Genomic DNA, 19,400 nt, shown 5'->3' on the forward strand with positions numbered 1-19,400 from the left:
TGGTTACTTTGCCAACACCTGGTCGAGTTGGTCAGCCAATTTGTTCATGATCCCGGCGTAGGAGGAGTAGCTCAGCGGGGCGACCGCGTTCCACTCGACGAACCGGCCGGCCTGCACGGCGGGCAGGCCCTGGAAGACCGGGTGGCCCTCCTTCATCTGCTCCGGGCTGAGCACGTGCTGGCGGGTGTCCCACATGATCACGTGCTCTTTGTACGTGCCGGAGTTCTCCCACGACAGCGACTGGAAGTAGCCGCCGCCCTCGGCGTCGGGCTTGTCCGGCGTGAGCAGCGGCAGGCCCAGTTCCTCGACGTACCAGTCGAGGTCCGGGTTGCGGGCGGGCACGGCGACGTAGAAGAGCTTCGGGTCCGCGCCGATGACCTGGATCTTCTGGTTCGCGGCCGTCATCTTCGCGCCGATGGCCTTGAGCCGGTCGGCGGCCTTGGTGAACGCCTCCTCGTCGGCCTTCACCTTCGCCGAGTCGACGTCGGCGCCGAGCGACTCGGCGAGCTCCTTGAAGCGCTTCACGCCGTCGGGCAGCTGGATCTTCGACTGGCCGATGCCGACGGTCGGGGCGATCTTGGAGACCTTCTCCTCGAACTCGGCGGTGAGGTGCCAGAGCCCGGAGACCTCGGGGTAGTAGCCGGCGACGACCAGGTCGGCGTTCAGCGCGGCGAACTTCTCGAAGTCGATCTCGCCGTAGCCGGGGCCGGTGATGTCGGTGACCTGGCTCGGGTCGATGCTGCCCGCCTCCGGGTCGGTCGTGCCGTCCGCGCGCTTGAGCGGGCCGAACGTGCCGACGACGTTGATGCCGTAGTCCTTGAGGGCGCCCGCGGCGGACACCTGCGCGACGACGCGTTCCGGACGCTTGGGCGCGGTGACCTCCTTACCGCGATCGTCCTTGAAGGACCACTGGCCACTCCCCTGCTCCGTGGGAGCGTTTCCACCGCACCCGGCCACCAGGCCGAGCAGCAGAACCGCGGCGACTGTCCTGCGCACCTGTCCACCCCTAATTAGGTTTGCCTAACCTATCAAGAGAGTCCGGCAACCGGGAACTTGCGGTAGGTTGGTCACCGTGCGGAATCAACTGACGACAGGGCGTCGTTTCGCCGTCGTCGTCGCACTGATGTTGATCGCGGTGTTCGTGCTCCATCCGGCCTGTCCGCCGGAGCCGACCCATCACGGCGCGTTCACCCCCGGCATCTCCGGCGAGTTCTGCCACCACGGCCAGACCCACCACGCGTCACCCGCGGCGCCCGCGCAGGCCGCCGTCCAGATCAGCCCGCTGTCCTTCACCGTGCCGGACGCGGACGGCGAGCACGTCGTGCGGCCCGCCCGCGGAGCGCGGCCGCCGTCTCTCGCCGAGCACGTGACCGCGGGCCGCACACTGCTCCTCGACCTCGGAATCTCGCGGACATAGGCCGGCCCCGCCCCTTTTCACCGGCCTGTCACCACGTTCTTCCGAGGGAACCCCCCATGTCTGTACCCGTGCTGGACACGAGCACGCCCGTGCTCTGGATCGACGAACTCTCGCGCACCTCCGCCTCCGGCTTCTGGGCGAAGCTGGAGAGCGCCAACCCCGGCGGCGGCATGAAGGACCGCGCCGCCCTGCACATGATCGGCCGCGCCCTGGAGCGAGGTGATCTCCGCCAGGACGGCCACGTCGTGGAGTCCACCAGCGGCACGCTCGGCCTCGGCCTGGCGCTCGCCGGCATCACGCACGGAATCCCGGTCACCCTCGTGACCGACCCCGGCCTGGAACCGATCATCCAGCGGATGCTGCGCGCGTACGGCGCGACCGTGGACGTCGTCGACCGTCCACATCCGACCGGCGGCTGGCAGGAGGCCCGCCGGCAGCGGGTCGCCGAACTGATGACGTCGCTGCCCGGCGCCTACTGCCCCGACCAGTACGGCAACCCCGACAACGTCGCCGCCTACGCTCCGCTGGCCCACGAACTGGCCGCACAACTGGGACACGTGGACGTGCTCGTGTGCGCCGTTGGCACCGGTGGGCACAGCGCGGGCGTGTCCTCGGTGCTGCGTCAGCACTTCCCGGCGTTACGCCTGGCCGGAGTCGACACGATCGGCTCGACGATCTTCGGCCAGCCCGCGCGGACCCGGCTGATGCGCGGACTCGGATCGAGCATCTTCCCGCGCAACGTCGACTACGCCGCGTTCGACCAGGTGCACTGGGTGAACCCCGGCGAAGCCGTGTGGGCGTGCCGGGCACTGGCCTCGCGGCACTACGCGAGCGGCGGCTGGAGCGTCGGCGCGGTCGCCCTCGTGGCCTCCTGGCTGGCGCGGACCTCCCCGCCCGGCACGCGGATCGCCGCCGTGTTCCCGGACGGGCCGCAGCGCTACTTCGACACCGTCTTCAGCGACGAGTACTGCGCCGCTCACGGACTGCTCGGCGTGGTTCCCGCCGTGGATCCCGCCGAGATCTCCTCACTGGGAGAACGCGAAGTGCTGTCGTGGACCATGTGCCGGTCCGTTGTGGACCCGCTGGCGGTGACGGCGTGATCGCGCAGTTCCGCTCGTTCGACCGCAGCGTGCAGTTGTTGCTGCTCAACCAGTTCAGCATCAACGTGGGCTTCTACATGTTGATGCCGTACCTCGCCTCGCACCTGTCGGTGACGCTGGCGCTGGCCGGGTGGGCCGTCGGACTCGTCCTGGGGGTGCGGAACTTCGCGCAGCAGGGCATGTTCCTGATCGGCGGGACGCTGGCGGATCGCCTGGGCTACAAGCCTTTGATCGTGGCGGGTTGCGCGTTGCGGACCGGCGGGTTCGCGTTGCTCGGGCTCGTGGACGGGGTGCCGGCGCTGATGATCGCCTCGGCGGCCACCGGGTTCGCCGGGGCGTTGTTCAACCCTGCCGTGCGGGCGTACGTGGCCGCTGATGCCGGGCCACGGCGCGTGGAGGCGTTCGCGCTGTTCAACGTCTTCTACCAGACCGGAATCCTGGTGGGGCCGTTGGTCGGTCTGGCGTTGACGGCCGTGGACTTCCGGCTGACGTGTCTGGTCGCGGCCTTCGTGTTCCTCGTGCTGACGGTGTTGCAGTGGCGGTCGCTGCCCGCGCGGGCCGGTTCGCCGTCCGGGGACTCGGTGCTCGCGGATTGGCGGCTGGTCTTCTCGAACCGGCGGTTCGTGCTGTTCGCGCTGGCGATGACCGGCTCGTACGTGCTGTCGTTCCAGGTCTACCTGGCGCTGCCGCTGGCTTCGGGGTCGGCGGTGCTGACCGCCGTGTTGTTCGCGGTGTCGGGCGTGCTGGCGGTGGCAGGTCAGCTGCGGGTGACGGCGTGGGCGCGCGCTCGTCTCGGACCTGACCGGTCGCTCGCCGCCGGGATGGCGGTGCTGGGCCTGGCGTTCCTGCCCGCGATCCACGGCGGCCCCTGGCTGGTCCTGTGCGCGGCTCTGCTCGCACTGGGGACGATGGTGGTGTTCCCGTTCGAGATGGACAAGATCGTCTCGCTGTCGGGCGACCGGCTCGTGGCGACGCACTACGGCCTCTACAACACGGTCGTGGGCGTCGGGATCCTGCTCGGCAACCTGCTCACCGGCGTCGGGTTCGACGCTGCCGGGCGTGCTGGTGTGCCGTGGGTGCCATGGCTCGTGCTGACGGCTCTGGGACTCGGGTGCGCGTGGGCGTTGAAGAAGCTGGCGGCACGTGTCGATTCCGAGGTCGCCGGTTCGACGTCCTAGCAGGAGGAAGGTTCCGGATCGGAGGGTCGCCATGATCGCCATGCTCATCGCCACACTGGTCGAGGAAGACCACGCGGAGGACGACGGCGTCCTGGCGCCCGACGACCGCCTGACCTGCCACGTGCACGGCCGCTGGATCCACCAGTGCGTCTCGTCGCCAGTGCACGTCAACCCGGTCACGCGGCACCGCTGGTGCCGCGGCTGCGACTCGCCGCTGGGCGTCGTGGTCGACGAGCTCGCCGGTGCCGTCGCGATGCGCTGCCCCCGCTGTGGGCACGGGGGCAGCGCCGCCACCGCCCGTCTGCTCGCCGCGTGCCGTGCCTCGATCGAGGCACACCGGGCCGCCTGATCGGGTGACGTAGACCGAATCGCCCCTTTAGTCCAATATGTTGCTCTTCGTGTCTGTTTCTTCACGCATCGCAACCGTTCTGGCCGCCACGCGTCCGGTGCTCGTGGTCTACGGACCGCTCGTCGACCTCGACTGAACCCCTGCGCCCGTTCGGCCGTACGCCTCCTCAGTAGCCGATTCCGACTCCTGAGGAGGCCGCGTGCCCGGCCGTGCTGCAAGGACTACCGCTTTGGCCGCCGTGATCGCCGCGACGGTGGTGTCGATGCCTTCGGCGCACGCGCAACCCGCCGACGACGCGCTCAAGGTCTACAACGACCTGACGCGAGAGGCCGAGAAGCTCAGCCAGGACCACCTCAAGGCGCAGAGCGACCTGTCGAGGGCGAACGGGATCGTGGTCGCCGCCACCGATGCCGAGAAGAAGGCGCTGGCCGAGTCGGAGCAGTTCCGCGGCCAGGTCGACACGCTGACCGAGGCGACGTTCGAGGGCGCCCGGCTCAACGACCTGTCGGCGTTCCTGACCTCGACGTCCCAGCAGGACTTCCTGGAACGCATGCAGGCGATGAACATCATCGCCGCCGACCAGAACGAGGCGGTGGCACGCATGAGCGCCACGCTGGCCGCGGCCACGAAGGCGCGCACCGACGCCGCCACCGCCGCGTCGGCCGCGGAGAAGTTCGCCGCCGACGTCTCCACGCGCAAGGTCGCCATGGAGCAGCAGGTGTCCACCGCGCGGACGAAGTACCAGTCGTTGTCCGCGCCGCAGAAGCAGACACTGGCCAGCACCGGCCCCAAGGTCACCGTGAACGCGCCCGCGGGTGCGGCCGGCGTCGCGCTCACCTTCGCGCTGGGAGAGCAGGGCAAGCCGTACGTGTTCGGTTCGAACGGACCCAACTCGTGGGACTGCTCGTCGCTGATGCAGGCCGCCTACCGCGCCGCGGGAGTGTCCATTCCGCGCGTCACCTACGACCAGGCGAAGGTCGGCCGGGGCGTGGGTCGCGGCGAGGTCGCGCCCGGCGACCTCATCATCTACTACGCAGGTCAGTCGCATGTGGCCATGGCCGTGGACGGCACCCGCGCGGTGCACGCGTCCACTGAGGGCGTGCCGGTGAAGATCGCGAACATCGACTCGATCGGCCCTATTTCGGTGATTCGCCGGGTTGTCGGGTGACGCTTCTCTCCCACCCCGCGATAAACCCACGTGGACCACTGTGAGAGCGTGCCTCCAGGTGAACTGCTGAGGTTCTGGTGCTGGACGAAGGCAAGGTCATTCCGTAACCTGTCCGAGACCTTCGGCCCAGCAGTTAACCCACTCGGGGCACACGCCAAGGTTGTCGCCTGACGCGGAGTAGTTGTCGCGGGGCGACCGCCAGGAAAAAGGAGGACCCGCGACGTGGTGTCGCAACCCTCACGCCGCATCGTGCGTGGAGCACTCGTGGCGACGGCAGCAGTCGTCGCGGCAGCACTCCCCACGGCACCGGCCACCGCACAGCCCAACGCCGCGGACGCGCTCAAGAAGTACAACGAGCTGTCCGAGCAGGCGTCCAAGCTCAACCAGGACCACCTCAAGGCCCAGGACGACCTGAAGGCCAAGCAGGGTGAGCTGGACAAGGCCAAGGGCGACCTGGCCGAGGCTCAGAAGGCCGAGGAAGCACTCCGCGGTCAGGTGGACCTCCTCACCGAGGCCACCAACTCGGGCGCGAACTTCAGCCAGATCTCCGCGCTGCTGGTGAGCGACTCGCAGCAGGACTTCCTCAACCGCATGTCGGCCATCAACATCCTCGCGGCCGACAACGCGGACGCGCTGGGGAAGCTGACCGACGCCGTCAACAAGGCGGACGCCGCGACGAAGTCGGCCAACGAGGCGACTGAGACGTCGAAGAAGCTCCTCGCCGAGATGGACCAGAAGAAGGCCGATCTCGACAAGCAGCTCGCCGAGGCGCAGACCCAGTACCGGTCGCTCAGCTCCTCGGTGAAGAACCAGCTGGCCGCGTCCGGCGACATGTCGAACATCAACGTGCCGGCGGGCACGGCGGGCCGGGCGCTGCAGTTCGCGCTCGACCAGCGCGGCGAGCCCTACGTCTACGGCTCCAACGGCCCGGACTCGTGGGACTGCTCGTCGCTGATCCAGAAGGCGTACGCCTCGGCGGGTGTGTCCATCGGTCGCACCAGCTACGCGCAGGCGGCCGCCGGTCGCTCGGTCAGCCGTAGCGAGGTCAAGGCCGGCGACATCATCGTCTACTACTCGAGCCAGTCCCACGTGGCGATGGCGGTGGACGGCATTCGCGCCGTGCACGCGTCGACCGAGGGAGTGCCGGTGAAGATCGCCGACATCGACTCGATCGGCCCGATCTCGGTCATCCGCCGCATCGAGGGCTGACCTCCAGTTCTTGTCGAACGCCCCTTGCCTCTCCGGGCAGGGGGCGTTTTTCACTCCCTCGGGTGCACGTGCCCCGGTGACCCTGCGGGACGGGTGCGCCTTGACTAGGTTCCGCTTCGGGCGCCGCCGTTTCGGGCGGCCGCCGTCGTCCGAAGTGGAGCGTTGATAGTGGACACCTTGCAAGCCGGGCAGGAAATCACCCGCGGCCAGCAGCTGACGAGCGTCAACGGGTACATGCTGACCCTGCAGTCCGACGGGAACCTCGTGCTCTCGGAGAACACCGGCACGGTGTGGGCCAGCGGCACCGACGGCAAGGGCGCGGTGCGGGCCACCCTGCAGGACGACGGCAACTTCGTGCTCTACACGAGCGACGAGAACGCCGTGTGGTCCACCGGCACCCAGGGCAACGAGGGCTCGCGCCTGGTCCTGCAAAACGACAGGAACCTGGTCGTGTTCGCCGCCGACGGCAGCGCGAAGTGGGCCACCAACACCAACACCGACTCGCCGCAGCCCACCCCCGAGGCGGCCGCTCCGGCTCCGGCCCCGGTCGAGGAGGCCCCGGCCGCACCCGCCGCTCCGGCCGTGCAGACCTACACCGTCGAGGGTGGCGACTCGCTGTGGGCGATCGCCGAGCGCTTCTACGGTGACGGCAACCGCTACGGCGACATTGCGTCCGCCAACGGGATCTCGAACCCGGACCTCATCCACCCCGGTCAGGTGCTGACCATTCCCTGATCCCGGGGGTGTCACGAGACGGGCCGGATCTCCTCACGTTCTGAGGGGATCCGGCCCGTTTCGCACGTCAGGCGTGATCAACGCTGATCCCACCTGACCAAGAATGGCGCGCTCTCAGCCAGTCTGGTCCTGGCGCGCGATCGCGAAAGCCGGGTTGCCCTCGTCGTCCTGGCGCACGTCGAGGACCTTGTCCTCCAGGTACTCGGCGGCGGCCGGCTCCAGGATGACCTTGGCCCCCGCGGGTGCCGCCACCACCTCGTCCCCGTCGACGGGCTGGCTCAGCGACAGTTCCAGGGCGGCCTGGCTGTTCTGTTCGGTGGCCAGGGCGAAGCGCAGGCCGGTGTCGTCGGTGGTGCCATCGGACTGTGAGGTCAGCTCGTTGATGACCTCGGCAGCCATCGGCGTCACTTCGAGCATGTCGGCCCCTAACATCGGAAACAAGAAACTCGTTCCGTGTTCCCGGCCTGAGCCGTTCTCAATCACCGCACGCCGAAGTCCCAGGTAGAAGGCGTGTTCGGACGGGACTTGGCCCGTCTGCGGGCTCGGTGTCGCCGCCTGCCGGCGGGACCGCGTCAGTCCGGCGCTCGCGGCGAACTGGGACGGCGCCGCCACCCAGGGCACCCGGCCGGCGACGCCGCCGACACCCGCGCCGCTCCTGACGCCCAAGCCGACACCTGACGCAGGACTTCTCCCCCCAGGTCACCTGGACACCGTGCCAGGCGACGCGATGCGCCTGCCGGTGACCACCGGCACCCGGCCCAGGACTTCTCTCCAGTGACCGGACGCGTCACGCGACGCGATGCGCCTGCCGACATCACCAACGTCTGGCCCAGGGCTTCTATCCGATGACCGGACTCGTCGCGCCACGCGGTACGCCTACCGCAACATCACTAACGCCCGGCCCAGCACCTCTCCCCGGTAGCCGGACCCTCATCACGCCCCGCGATGCGCCTACCGCGACACCACCGACGCCCGTCGCAGAACCTCTTCCCGGTAGCCGGACCCTCATCACGCCACGCGATGCGCCTGCCGCGACACCTCGTTCCGCACGTGCCCGCAGGCCGAGCACACCCGCGGCACCGGCACCAGTTCGGCGACCAGCTTCCACGAGTCGGCGAACGACGGCACCTCCTGCCCCGGCGTGAGCAGGCTGTCGAGCACCTCCTGGCGGCGCCGCCCCTTCTCGCGGCTGCGTTCCACCGGGTCGCGGCGGTGGGCGAGGGCGCGTGACTCCGCCCGTGCGCGCTCGCCGTCCGAGGTGAGGCCGGTCGCGCGCCGTGGGGCGTGCAGAGCGGTGTTGCGGCGGTTCACCCGGTACCACTCGCCGAGCGAGACGCCGGACAGCGGCGGCTTGGCGAGGCCCGCGCCGTCCGCCGTCCAGGTGCGCAGGCGGGCGCGCAGGAACTCGTGCGCCACCTGGGCACGCGAACGAGGACGGCCCTGACGGGTGCCGTCCGGCTTCTTGTCGATGGCCACGAGCAGGGCGTCGACGCACCAGCCCGCCGTGAACCACGGTTCGAGCAGGCGCCGGACCCAGCGGCGGTCGGCGTCCGGCCACGAGGCGCGCACGCACAGGGACTCGACGGCGACGTCCACGTCGGCGTCGGTGGACGGCACCACTCGGCCTGGCCAGCGACGGGGTTCGATCTGCATCGGGAACTGACCTCCTCTAGCACGCCTGACGAACACCTGTTCGACAGGATGCCACGGGGGTCTGACAAAAAATGAACCCACAGTCTCTGACCAGGGGAAACTCACCCGTTCAGCAGAGTCCGACCGGGGTCGCGGCGTGGTCGCGGCGCACTCGGGGACCCCAGCGCTAACCTGCGGAAATGACCCACCACGAGCCGCACGACGAGGTCACCGGCGACCGGATGAACTGGCTGCGCGCGGGAGTCCTCGGCGCGAACGACGGCATCGTCTCGACCGCCAGCCTCGTGGTGGGCGTCGCCGGGGCCACCACGGACCGCGCCCAGATCCTCGTCGCGGGCCTCGCCGGCCTCTTCGCGGGCGCGATGTCCATGGCCAGCGGCGAGTACGTGTCCGTCAGCAGCCAGCGCGACGCCGAACGCGCCCTCCTCGCCCAGGAGCGCAGAGAGCTCCGGGACATGCCGGAGCAGGAACTCGAAGAGCTCAAGGAGATCTACGAGGGCAAGGGCCTCGACGCGGACACCGCCGCGGAGGTCGCCCGACAGCTCACCGAGCACGACGCCCTGGCCGCCCACGCCGAGGCCGAGCTGCACATCGACCCGGACGAGCTGACGAACCCGTGGGGCGCCGCCATCGCGAGCTTCATCGCGTTCACCGTCGGTGCCCTGCTCCCCCTCGCCGCGATCGCGTTCACGAGCACCACCCTGCGCGTGCCGGTCACCGTCGTCGCCGCGATCCTCGCCCTGGCCCTCACCGGCTTCGTCAGCGCCAGGCTCAGCGGCGCGGACAGGCGGCGCGCCGTCGTCCGCAACGTCGTGGGCGGCCTGATCGCCATGGGCGTCACCTATGCGATCGGTTCGCTCGTCGGCCAAAGCATTGGATGACGCCGAACTGGGTATTGCGGTGGACATGAGCGAAGAACGCGGCGCGTACGTCCAGGAGAACACCGAGGACTTCGAGGGTCTCGACGAGGACAACCTGGGTCATGACCCGGTGGAGACCGACCCGGAGGAAGGCTGGGCCGAGTCCAACAGGTACGGGATGACCGAGTACGAGCAGGCGCACCCGCGGCCGCTTGACGAACGCCTCAAAGAAGAACGCAGCGATGTCGGCGAGACGGGTGCATGATCGAACCATGAGCCTCGGCCTCCCGGACAAGATCACAGCACTGCTGTTCGACCTCGACGGCGTGCTCACCAGCACCGCCGTGCTGCACCGGCAGGCCTGGCGGCAGACGTTCGAAGCCATGGGCCAGTCGTTCGGCGAGCAGGACTACCTCGCGTACGTGGACGGAAAGCCGCGCTACGACGGTGTCCGCAGCTTCCTGACCTCCCGCGGCCTCACGCCGTCGGAGGACGAGATCCGCCGCATCGGCGACCAGAAGAACGACCTGGTCAACGAGATCATCGACAAGGAGGGCATCACGCCCTACCCCGCGTCGGTCAGCTATCTCAAGGCCGCGCGCGAAGCCGGCCTGCCGATCGGCGTCGTCACCTCCTCTGCCAACGCCATGCGCGTGCTGCGGTCCGGCAACCTGCTGGACTACGTCGACGCGCTGGTGGACGGCAACGTGATCACCGCGTCGAACCTGCGGGGCAAACCGGCGCCGGACTCGTTCGTCGAGGGCGCCAGAAGACTGAAGACGGCACCGGAGAACGCCGTGGTCTTCGAGGACGCGCTCGCGGGCGTGCAGGCGGGGCGCGACGGCGGCTTCGGGTTCGTCGTGGGCGTCGACCGCGGCCACCAGCGTGACGCGCTGAAGTCCCACGGCGCCGACGTGGTCGTCGACGAGCTCGACGAGCTGCTCTCATGAGCTACGCCGTCGAACCGTGGCAGCTGCGCTGGCAGGGCCTGTCCGTGGACGACCTGCACCAGACCGAGTCGACGTTCGCGCTGGCCAACGGCCACATTGGACTGCGCGGCACGCTCGACGAGGGCGAGCCGCGCGGTCTGCCCGGCACGTACCTCAACGGCTTCTACGAAGAGCACCAGCTGCCGTACGGCGAGGGCGGCTACGGCTACCCGGAGGCGGGCCAGACCGTCGTCAACGTCACCGACGGCAAGATCATCCGGTTGCTGGTCGAGGACGAGCCGCTGGACATGCGCTACGGCAACGCCATCGAGCACGAACGCACGCTCGACTTCCGCTCCGGCACGTTGCGCCGCCGCACGGTCTGGGAATCGCCTACGGGCAGGCGTGTGACCGTGCGCAGCGAACGGCTCGTGTCGTTCACGCAGCGCGCGGTCGTCGCCATCCGCTACGAGGTCGAGCCGATGGACGACCTGCAGCTCGTCGTGCAGTCCGACCTGCTGGCCAACGAGCCGACCGTGAGCCGCAGCAACGATCCCCGCGTCGCCGCCGCGCTGGACGCCCCGCTGGTCAACGACTTCAAGATGGCCGAGAAGACGCGGGCCGTGCTGTGCCATCGCACCAAGGTGTCCGGTCTGCGGATGGCCGCCGCGATGGACCACGAGTTCGAGGTCGACGGCGTGGACGTCCGCACCGAGATCCGTGCCGAGGACGACCTGGCCAGGTTCACCGCGGCCGTCGACGTGCCGGCGGGCGGGTGCCTGAAGCTGACCAAGTACCTGGCCTACGGCTGGTCGGGACAACGGTCGACACCGGCGCTGCGGGCGCAGGTCGAGGCGGCTCTGGCCGGTGCGTGCCAGACCGGCTGGGAAGGGCTCGTCGGGGAGCAGAAGGAGTTCCTGGACGACTTCTGGGAGGTCGCCGACATCGAGATCGACGGCGACGACCAGCTGCAGCAGGCGATCAGGTTCGCGCTGTTCCACATCCTGCAGGCCGGGGCGCGCGGTGAATCCCGTGCCATCCCTGGAAAAGGTCTCACCGGACCTGGCTACGACGGCCACGCGTTCTGGGACACCGAGATGTTCGTGCTCCCAGTGCTCACCTACACGCTGCCCGACGCCGCCCGCGACGCGCTGCGGTGGCGTCATGCCACTTTGGACAAGGCCCGCGACCGCGCGAAGGTGCTGGGGCTCAAGGGAGCCGCGTTCCCGTGGCGTTCGATCAACGGCGCCGAGTGCAGTGCGTACTGGCCGGCGGGCACGGCCGCGTTCCACGTCTCCGGCGACGTCGCCTACGCCGTCCAGCAGTACCTGAACGCCACTGATGACAAGGACTTCGATCGCGACGAAGCCACCGAGATCCTCGTGGAGACCGCACGGCTGTGGTCCTCGCTGGGCCATCACGACCGGCACGACGGGTTCCGCATCGACGGCGTGACGGGCCCGGACGAGTACTCGGCGATCGTCGACAACAACGTCTACACGAACCTGATCGCGCAGCAGAACCTGCGGGCCGCCGCCGACGCCGCCGAGCGGAACCCCTGTGACGCGACGGAAGAGGAGATCGCGGCCTGGCGCAGGGCAGCGGACGCGATGGCGATCCCGTACGACGAGATGTTGCAGGTGCATCCGCAGGCGGACAACTTCACCAAGCACGCCGAGTGGGACTTCGAGAACACCCCGGAGGAGAAGTACCCGCTGCTGCTGCACTTCCCCTACTTCGACCTGTACCGCCGTCAGGTGGTGAAGCAGGCGGACCTGGTGCTCGCGATGCACGTGCGCGGCGACGCGTTCACCGAGGACGAGAAGGCCCGCAACTTCGCCTACTACGAGGCCCGCACGGTGCGCGACTCGTCGTTGTCGGCGGGCACGCAGGCGGTGCTGGCGGCGGAGGTCGGGCACCTCGGGCTGGCGTTCGACTACCTCGTCGAGGCCGCGTTCACCGATCTGCACGACCTGCACGGCAACGTCACGAACGGCCTGCACATGGCGTCACTGGCGGGTGCGTGGACGGCGCTGGTGGCCGGGTTCGGCGGCATGCGCGACCACGGCGGCGAGCTGACGTTCGCACCGCGGATGCCGGACGAGCTGACCCGCTTCTCGTTCCGGATGTCGTTCCAGGGCACGAGAATCGCTGTGGACGTGTGCCAGGGCGAGGCCACCTACCGGATCGTGGACGGCACGTCGCTGACCACGAAGCACCACGGCGAGACGATCACGATCACGGCGGACGCCCCGGTGACCATGCCGATCCCGAAGGCTCCCGACCTCGAGCGACCTCCGTCGCCGTTCGGCCGGGAGCCTCGCAGGCACTAGTGGTGATCGGCCCGGGCGACTGCCGGATCTGACCAGCCCCGCGAGAGGGGGAGCCGACCCGAGCGGAGCGCGTCGCGCTGCCGGGTCACCCATTGCTCGACCTGATCCGCGGATTCCGCGACGGGCCGGTCCGTGGTGTCGACCAGGTGGGTGGACCACCGCTGATCGCCGGCGGTCCACCCGGTCCACCGGTGCCAGGCCATCCGGGGCCAGCTGCCGTCGATGACGGCCTCGGGCAGGTGCCGGGGATTCCTGGCGTGCTCGCGGTGCCAGGCGGCCCAGCCGAGGAAGGCGTCGACCGCCGGCGCGTCCCACCGGCCCGCGTCGCGCGTGGTGAGTCTGCTCCGCCTGACCTCGTCGGACACGTCGACCAGGCACACCGCGATCCCGTCCAGCAGCGGGGCGCTGGGAGCGGCCAGCACCTCTCCCAGCGGGGATTGTCCGGTGAGCAGGAGGTCGATCCCGCGGTCCTGGTACTCCAGCGCGCGACGCACCCACATCTCGGTCTCGCGGTGGCGCCAGTGGCGATCGGCGCTGTCGGGTACGCCGACCTCGTCGAAGTCGTGCACGGCGAGCCGCCCCAGCCGGGCGCCCGCGGAGAAGGCGAGCGTGGTCTTGCCGGAACAGCTGGAGCCGGTCAGCTTGAGCAGCATCGCACCAGGGTGGCAGGCCGGGGTGGTGTCCTCGAAAGGTTTTCCCGGCCTGCGGAACGGCGCCCCTAGCCCAGCCGGGAGACCTGGTAATGCGCGATCAGATCTCCCTTCACCAGCACGCTCAGGTTGACGGTGATGGTCGGCCGGTCGACGAACGAGAAATCGACGGTCGAATAGCCGAGAACCAGATCATCGGCCAGCCGGCGCGTTTCCAGAATCTTGTACTCGGCCTTCAGTCCGATGGGCTGGGAATCGTAGTAGGCAGCGACAGCCTGCCGACCGACTCCGTACGGGTGCAATCCCTGGAAAATGGCGTCCTCGGTGAAGTTCGACGCCACGCGCTCGGGATCGTGCGCGTCCACGGCGTCCTTCCAACGGTCCATGACGTCTTCGAGGACCATGTCAGTGCCCCGCGCTCTGGCCGCCGTCGACGTGCAGGATCTCGCCCGTCACGAAGCCGGCCTGTTCGAGGAACGTGATCGCGTCGACGACGTCGGAGATCTCGCCGATCCGGCCGACGGGGTGCAGCCCGGCGAGCGCCTCGTGCGTCTCCGGGGCGTGCATCGGCGTCTTGATGATGCCGAGCGCGACGGTGTTGAAGCGGATGTTCCTGGTCGCGTACTCGACGGCGAGGGACTTGGTGACGGCGTTCAGACCGCCCTTGGTCAGCGACGCGAGCGCGGAGGGCACCGCGGACAGCGCGTGGTCGACCAGAGCCGTGGACACGCTCACGACGTGGCCGCCGTTGTCGTCCATGGCCGCGACCGCGCTGCGCGTGATGTCGAAGAACCCGACGAGGTTGGTGCCGGTGACGACGGCGAAGTCCTCGTCGGTGTACTCGGTGAACGGCTTGGCGACGAAGATGCCGGCGTTGTTCACGAGCGAGTCGACGCGGCCGAACCGCGCCAGCGTCTCCTGAACCACCCGCGCGCCCTCCCCCGGCTTGCTGAGGTCGGCGCGAATCGCGAGCACCTCGGGGTCGCCGGAAGCGTCGATGGAACGCGAGACCGCGACAACCGAATAGCCGAGCTTGCGATAGGCGGGAACGAGTGCCGCGCCAATTCCCTGCGACGCTCCCGTGACGATTGCCACCTTGCTGGTCATTTTCCTGCTCGCTTTCGAAGGAGGAGTAGCGGATCTGACAGCCACAACGGCCCGCGAACCGGGTTCATTTCGTGGAATTGCGACCCGTTTCCTCCCTCGTGAGAGGTTCAGCCTCTCAACGCGCGGTAGGGGTCGTCCGAGGGCAGCCACGCGCGGTCCAGACCGAGGTCGCCGACGTCCCGCACGATCGCCTCGGCGGCGGCGATGACGTCCGCGCGTTCCTCGTCCGCGCGGCGCACCAGCGACCAGGTCCACACGACCTCGGGATCGACGACGGGCCGTTGCACCAGATCCGGCGGCAACGGCGTGGTCTGCCCCTTCGGCGAGTTGAGCACCGGCGTCGTGCACACCCGCACGTGGTCGAAGAACGCCGGCCCGGTGATGGCGCCGTTGTGGATGCGCCGGACGGCACAGCCGGTGTCCCGCGCGAACTCCTCGGCGTAGTCGTTCCAGGACTGCCACGACGTCACGTCGTCGTCCACCAGCACCGCGATGTCCTTGGCCCGGACGGGACTCGTGTCCGTGCCCACGGCGACCGCGTACAGCCGATCCGCGCCGAGCAGTCGCGCGGTCAGGCCGAGTTGCGCCGCCTCGGACCTGCGGATCCAGCACACGGCCAGGTCGAGGCTGCCGTCCGCGACCCGTGCCGCCTGCTGGTGTGACGGCACGACCCAGGCGTCCACGTAGAGCTGCGCGACCCCGGCCGTGCGGGCGGTCAGGTCCGGCGGCAGCCAGTTCACGTACCCGATCCGCACCGGCCGCGACCCGGACAGCTGCCGCGCGTGCCGTTGCAGTTCGTCGGCCCGTTCGAGCAGCGCCCGCACCTCGGGGACCAGCGCGGCACCGGCGGACGTCAGCGCGACGGTGCGGCGGTCGCGGGCGAACAGCGGCACGCCGAGGTCCCGTTCGAGCGCCTTGATCTGCTGCGACAACGACGGCCCGGCGATCAGCAGGCGCGCCGCCGCCCGGCCGAAGTGCAGCTCTTCGGCGACCGCCAGGAAGTACCGGAGTTGACGCAGTTCCACATCGGGCATCCTAGGAGGCTCAGGCTCCCACGCAGGAGAAAGCCGGTCGTGGCGTCCGTCGCCGCGGGGTCGCACGATGAGGCCATGAGAGAGTTCATCGTCGAGATCACCACCACGATCCCGGACGGCACACCCCAGTCCGAAGTGGACTCACGCCGCGCGGCCGAAGCGGTGCGGGCCAGGGAACTCACCACGAGCGGCAACCTCGTCAGGCTGTGGCGGCCGATCGGTGAGCTGCGCAGCATCGGCCTGTGGCGAGCCGACGACGAGGCCGACCTCCAGGAGAACGTCCTCGGCACGCTGCCGTTGAGCCCGTGGATGGCGTTCACCGTCACGGCCGTGCAGCCTCATCCGAACGACCCCGGCCGGCTGTGAGCGCCCGCCAGGCCGCCGCGGCACTGGCGGCGGCCATGGGCATCGGACGGTTCGTCTACACGCCGATCCTGCCGCTGATGACCGCGCAGGCAGGCTTGTCGGCCACTTCGGCCGCGTCGCTGGCCACCGCCAACTACCTGGGCTACTTCGTCGGGGCGCTCGCCACGATCGTCCGGGCGCCGTCGCGGACCACGAACCGTGTCGCGCTCGTGCTGCTCGTGGCCACCCTCGCCGGGATGCCGCTGGTGCACGGCATGGCCGCGTGGTTCGTGCTGCGGCTGGTGGCCGGGGTGGCGAGCGCGGTGGTGTTCGTGGCGGCGGTGAACGCGCGGCCTGGGTGGGGCATGAGCGGGATCGGGATGGGAATCGCGCTGTCCGGGCTGCTGGGCTGGAGCGGCTGGGAGACGGCCTGGTGGCTGGCGGCCGGCATGGCGGCGGTGCTGACGGCCGTGGCGTGGGGGCTGAAGCCCGACGCACCGAAATTGTCAGACCTGCCTGAGACGATGGGAGTGGGGGCTCGCCGCCCCCTGGGGGCCGGTGAGTCGGGATCGATCCAGGGGCCGCACAAGCCACGCGTGAGCCGGTCCACCCGGCGCGCGTTCGCCACCCTCTTCGCCGCCTACACCCTCGAAGGCGTCGGCTACATCATCGCCGGAACGTTCCTGGTCGCCGCCATCAGCGGCCCTCTCGGCAGCACCTCGTGGATCCTGGTCGGAGTCTCCGCAGCCCTCTCCCCCGTGCTGATGGCCCGGCTCGGCAACGGCCGCCCGGTGCTGGTCGCCGCCCTCGCCGTCCAGGCCGTGGGCATCGCACTCCCCGCACTCGTCAGCACCACCGCGGCCGCCCTGATCGCGGTCGTCCTGTTCGGCGGCACGTTCATCGGCATCGCCGCCACGGCCCTCAAGCTCGGCGCCGGCCTCGGCTTCCCGAGAGCCGCGGCCACCCTCACGGCCGGCTACTCGGCGGGCCAGATCATCGGCCCGCTCATCGCCACCCCGTTGCTGCACAACGGCTACCACCAGGCGTTGCTGCTGGCCGCCGCGATCGTCGCGCTGGCCGCCATCACAGCTCCAGCACCACTTTCACGTCACCGGGACGCGACTCGAACGCCTCCGCGAAGGATTCCAGCGGCACCCGCCGAGTGATCATCGCCGACAGCCAGGCGTCGTCCGCGCGGTCCAGCACGGCGGAGGCCTCCCGGTAGTGCCGCACGTTCGCGTTGACCGTCCCGAACACGATCCCGTTGCGCAGCACCATGTCCCGGTTGATCTGCCCGACGTCGGCCGGGATCACCTCGGTCGACGGCACCCCGGTCAGGCACACCAGGTTCCGCCCGAGCAGCCGCGCGACCAGCGACGGCGCCCCGGTCGCCTCGATCACGACCGGGCAGTCGGGCAGCGTCCGGTGGTAGGTGGCGCCGAGCGACTCGACGAGCGCGGGCTTCGGGCCGTCGACGGCCAGGTCGAACACGTGCACGTCCAGCCCTCGCTGCACCCCGATCAACGCCGCCAGCAGCCCGATCGGCCCGGCCCCCGTCACCAGCACGCTCTCGAACGGGAAGGGCGCCAGCCGGTCCAGCCGCTCCCACGCCTTCACGACCACCGACGCCGGCTCGACCAGAACACCTGTCGAAGAACCGACACCGACGGCATAAGCGGCGGGCACTGTCCACAAAGTCGAGCCGTAGCCGTCGAGGCCCGTGATCCCGCGCTCGGTGTACTGCCCGTTCCGGCACATGTCGAACTCCCCGCGCGCACACGCCACGCACGGCACCGGATCGGGTCTGCGGACCACCCCGGCGACCAGCGACCCCGGTTCGAACCCCGGTCCGCTGATCACCCGTCCGAGCGACTCGTGCCCGATCACGAGAGTTCCGCCGACGCCGAACTCGCCGCGCACGATCTCGCGGTCCGTCCCGCAGATGCCGATCGCCACGCCCTCGACCAGCAGGTCCTCCGGTCCCGGCTCCGGATCGGACAGTTCGGTCAGGGACAGGGACCCTGCCCGTGCAAGATCAACCGTCAGTGCGCGCATGAAGACCATTCTTGACATATCAACAGCGACGCGCTGGTATGAGAGCGCTCTCACCGCCGCTGAAATGGTCACTGCCTGTCTCAGTGAGGAGATAGTCGATGCGCAAGCTCCTGCTGCTCGCGACATCGGCCCTACTAGGGCTGACAACGATGTCCGCACCTGCTGTTCAAGCCGCTCCCCCCAACCTGCTCCCGCTCACCGTCACGAACAACTCGGGCCGCGGCGACGCGACCCACCTGTACGTGTTCGGCGAGATGGGCGGCCGGCTCGGCTACGTGAACGCGAACGGCCAGTTCACGGCCTGGTCCGGAGGCGGAATCCCGCCGACCCCGGCGCCGGACGTCTCGATCCCCGGCCCCGGGAACGGCGCCAGCCGCACCCTGCAGATCCCGCTCAACCTGGCCGGCGGCCGGCTCTACATGTCCTTCCGGGACAAGCTGAAGTTCTCCCTGGTCCCGAACGGCCTGGTGCAGCCCGCGCCGTGGGCCGCGGGCGACCCGAACCGCGACATCCTGTTCGACTGGAGCGAGTTCACCTACAACGGCGGCGGGTTGTGGTTGAACAGCTCGCAGGTGGACATGTTCTCGGTGCCGCACGCGGTCGAGGCGACCTCGCAGAGCGGCGTCACCAAGAAGACCGGTCAGCTGGTCTCCAACGGGCGCAACCGCATCTTCGACCAGCACCAGCAGCTCGGCGGCGACTGGGCGCGACTGGTCTACACCCGCTCGGACGGCACACGGCTGCGCGTGCTGAACCCGAGCAAGGGCCTCGACGCGGGCGTGTTCTCCGGCTCGTACTTCGCGAACTACGTCAGCAGCGCCTGGTCGACGTACCAGAACACGCCGCTGACCGTCGTGCCGTACCAGAACGAGCCGAACCGCAAGTTCACCGGCCGCGTCAGCGGCGGGAACCTCAACTTCACCAACACGGCAGGCCAGCAGGTCGCGTCGTTCCAGCAGCCGTCCACCCGTGACGTCTTCAACTGCGACGGCCGGCTCGCGGCGCCGAACAACGACGTCGGCGCGATCTCGCGTTCGCTGTGCGCCGGGCTCAACCGCTCGACGTTCGGCTTCATCCACACCCAGCCGACCTACAACGCGGCCGACTTCTACACCCGCGCGACCACGAACCACTTCTCGAAGATCGTGCACCAGAACATGGCCGACGGGAAGGCTTACGGGTTCGCGTTCGACGACGTCGGCGCGTTCGAGTCACTTGTTCACGAACCGAACCCGCGTTCGGCGAAAGTCACGCTGACCGGATTTTAAACCGAAGCAA

Annotated in this window: 22 protein-coding genes; 14 read left to right on the forward strand and 8 right to left on the reverse strand. The window is 69.4% G+C overall.

Annotated elements, in window-relative coordinates:
- Positions 1-3: 3 nt before the first annotated feature.
- Positions 4-996 carry an ABC transporter substrate-binding protein gene (locus tag ACIRG5_RS05085; protein WP_402900321.1) on the reverse strand — a complete coding sequence of 331 codons (993 nt, stop codon included), beginning with the start codon at positions 994-996 and terminating at the stop codon, positions 4-6.
- A 76-nt stretch (positions 997-1,072) separates the two neighbouring features.
- Between ACIRG5_RS05085 and ACIRG5_RS05090 the strand changes: the two genes are divergently transcribed.
- From ACIRG5_RS05090 to ACIRG5_RS05120, 7 genes are all read left to right on the forward strand, one after another.
- Positions 1,073-1,417, forward strand: a complete 345-nt coding sequence (locus ACIRG5_RS05090; RefSeq protein WP_402900323.1) for a hypothetical protein — start codon at positions 1,073-1,075, stop codon at positions 1,415-1,417.
- A 56-nt stretch (positions 1,418-1,473) separates the two neighbouring features.
- Positions 1,474-2,517: a PLP-dependent cysteine synthase family protein gene (locus tag ACIRG5_RS05095; protein WP_402900326.1), complete on the forward strand. Its 1,044-nt coding sequence runs from the start codon at positions 1,474-1,476 to the stop codon at positions 2,515-2,517.
- Positions 2,514-3,695 carry an MFS transporter gene (locus tag ACIRG5_RS05100; protein WP_402900328.1) on the forward strand — a complete coding sequence of 394 codons (1,182 nt, stop codon included), beginning with the start codon at positions 2,514-2,516 and terminating at the stop codon, positions 3,693-3,695. Before ACIRG5_RS05095 ends, ACIRG5_RS05100 begins: the two co-directional genes overlap by 4 nt.
- Positions 3,696-3,726: 31 nt before the next feature.
- Entirely contained in the window at positions 3,727-4,044 is a 318-nt protein-coding gene (locus tag ACIRG5_RS05105) for a hypothetical protein (RefSeq protein ID WP_402900331.1), read from the forward strand.
- 238 nt (positions 4,045-4,282) lie between these two features.
- A complete protein-coding gene (locus ACIRG5_RS05110; protein WP_402900907.1) occupies positions 4,283-5,212 on the forward strand; it encodes a C40 family peptidase in 930 nt (309 codons plus the stop codon).
- Between the two features lie 264 nt (positions 5,213-5,476).
- Complete coding sequence (locus tag ACIRG5_RS05115; RefSeq protein ID WP_402900333.1) at positions 5,477-6,421, forward strand: NlpC/P60 family protein; 945 nt, start codon at positions 5,477-5,479, stop codon at positions 6,419-6,421.
- A 168-nt stretch (positions 6,422-6,589) separates the two neighbouring features.
- Positions 6,590-7,156 (forward strand): LysM peptidoglycan-binding domain-containing protein, encoded by a 567-nt coding sequence (locus tag ACIRG5_RS05120; protein WP_402900336.1) that lies wholly within the window; start codon positions 6,590-6,592, stop codon positions 7,154-7,156.
- A gap of 114 nt (positions 7,157-7,270) precedes the next feature.
- Here ACIRG5_RS05120 and ACIRG5_RS05125 read toward each other — a convergent pair whose 3' ends face one another.
- Complete coding sequence (locus ACIRG5_RS05125; RefSeq protein ID WP_402900339.1) at positions 7,271-7,822, reverse strand: hypothetical protein; 552 nt, start codon at positions 7,820-7,822, stop codon at positions 7,271-7,273.
- A gap of 342 nt (positions 7,823-8,164) precedes the next feature.
- Positions 8,165-8,809 (reverse strand): hypothetical protein, encoded by a 645-nt coding sequence (locus ACIRG5_RS05130; RefSeq protein ID WP_402900341.1) that lies wholly within the window; start codon positions 8,807-8,809, stop codon positions 8,165-8,167.
- A gap of 179 nt (positions 8,810-8,988) precedes the next feature.
- On the opposite strand from ACIRG5_RS05130, the gene ACIRG5_RS05135 reads away from it, so the two are divergent.
- From ACIRG5_RS05135 to ACIRG5_RS05150, 4 genes are read left to right on the forward strand one after another with little or no spacing between them, the layout of a single operon-like run.
- Complete coding sequence (locus tag ACIRG5_RS05135) at positions 8,989-9,690, forward strand: VIT family protein (protein ID WP_402900344.1); 702 nt, start codon at positions 8,989-8,991, stop codon at positions 9,688-9,690.
- A 25-nt stretch (positions 9,691-9,715) separates the two neighbouring features.
- Positions 9,716-9,934 carry a hypothetical protein gene (locus ACIRG5_RS05140; RefSeq protein ID WP_402900346.1) on the forward strand — a complete coding sequence of 73 codons (219 nt, stop codon included), beginning with the start codon at positions 9,716-9,718 and terminating at the stop codon, positions 9,932-9,934.
- A 7-nt stretch (positions 9,935-9,941) separates the two neighbouring features.
- On the forward strand, positions 9,942-10,619 hold the full coding sequence (locus ACIRG5_RS05145; protein WP_402900348.1) for an HAD family hydrolase: 678 nt from the start codon (positions 9,942-9,944) through the stop codon (positions 10,617-10,619).
- Positions 10,616-12,931 carry a glycoside hydrolase family 65 protein gene (locus tag ACIRG5_RS05150; protein ID WP_402900351.1) on the forward strand — a complete coding sequence of 772 codons (2,316 nt, stop codon included), beginning with the start codon at positions 10,616-10,618 and terminating at the stop codon, positions 12,929-12,931. The genes ACIRG5_RS05145 and ACIRG5_RS05150 overlap by 4 nt, the downstream gene beginning before the upstream one ends.
- On the opposite strand, the gene ACIRG5_RS05155 is transcribed toward ACIRG5_RS05150, so the two are convergent.
- From ACIRG5_RS05155 to ACIRG5_RS05170, 4 genes are all read right to left on the reverse strand, one after another.
- Positions 12,928-13,584: a hypothetical protein gene (locus tag ACIRG5_RS05155; RefSeq protein ID WP_402900354.1), complete on the reverse strand. Its 657-nt coding sequence runs from the start codon at positions 13,582-13,584 to the stop codon at positions 12,928-12,930. The genes ACIRG5_RS05150 and ACIRG5_RS05155 overlap by 4 nt on opposite strands.
- Before the next feature lie 65 nt (positions 13,585-13,649).
- Complete coding sequence (locus ACIRG5_RS05160; protein ID WP_402900357.1) at positions 13,650-13,985, reverse strand: hypothetical protein; 336 nt, start codon at positions 13,983-13,985, stop codon at positions 13,650-13,652.
- Between the two features lies 1 nt (position 13,986).
- Positions 13,987-14,688 (reverse strand): SDR family NAD(P)-dependent oxidoreductase, encoded by a 702-nt coding sequence (locus tag ACIRG5_RS05165; RefSeq protein ID WP_402900360.1) that lies wholly within the window; start codon positions 14,686-14,688, stop codon positions 13,987-13,989.
- A gap of 107 nt (positions 14,689-14,795) precedes the next feature.
- A complete protein-coding gene (locus ACIRG5_RS05170; protein WP_402900363.1) occupies positions 14,796-15,722 on the reverse strand; it encodes a LysR family transcriptional regulator in 927 nt (308 codons plus the stop codon).
- Positions 15,723-15,797: 75 nt separating this feature from the next.
- Between ACIRG5_RS05170 and ACIRG5_RS05175 the strand changes: the two genes are divergently transcribed.
- Together ACIRG5_RS05175 and ACIRG5_RS05180 are read left to right on the forward strand one after the other, a co-directional pair.
- Positions 15,798-16,088: a muconolactone Delta-isomerase family protein gene (locus ACIRG5_RS05175; protein ID WP_402900366.1), complete on the forward strand. Its 291-nt coding sequence runs from the start codon at positions 15,798-15,800 to the stop codon at positions 16,086-16,088.
- Positions 16,085-17,233 carry a YbfB/YjiJ family MFS transporter gene (locus ACIRG5_RS05180; protein ID WP_402900369.1) on the forward strand — a complete coding sequence of 383 codons (1,149 nt, stop codon included), beginning with the start codon at positions 16,085-16,087 and terminating at the stop codon, positions 17,231-17,233. Before ACIRG5_RS05175 ends, ACIRG5_RS05180 begins: the two co-directional genes overlap by 4 nt.
- Here ACIRG5_RS05180 and ACIRG5_RS05185 read toward each other — a convergent pair.
- Entirely contained in the window at positions 17,151-18,122 is a 972-nt protein-coding gene (locus tag ACIRG5_RS05185; protein WP_402900371.1) for an alcohol dehydrogenase catalytic domain-containing protein, read from the reverse strand. The genes ACIRG5_RS05180 and ACIRG5_RS05185 overlap by 83 nt on opposite strands.
- Before the next feature lie 98 nt (positions 18,123-18,220).
- Between ACIRG5_RS05185 and ACIRG5_RS05190 the strand changes: the two genes are divergently transcribed.
- Positions 18,221-19,390 (forward strand): beta-1,3-glucanase family protein, encoded by a 1,170-nt coding sequence (locus ACIRG5_RS05190; RefSeq protein WP_402900374.1) that lies wholly within the window; start codon positions 18,221-18,223, stop codon positions 19,388-19,390.
- Positions 19,391-19,400: the final 10 nt, after the last annotated feature.

The organism is Lentzea sp. NPDC102401, from assembly GCF_044765805.1.
Classification (GTDB): domain Bacteria; phylum Actinomycetota; class Actinomycetes; order Mycobacteriales; family Pseudonocardiaceae; genus Lentzea; species Lentzea sokolovensis.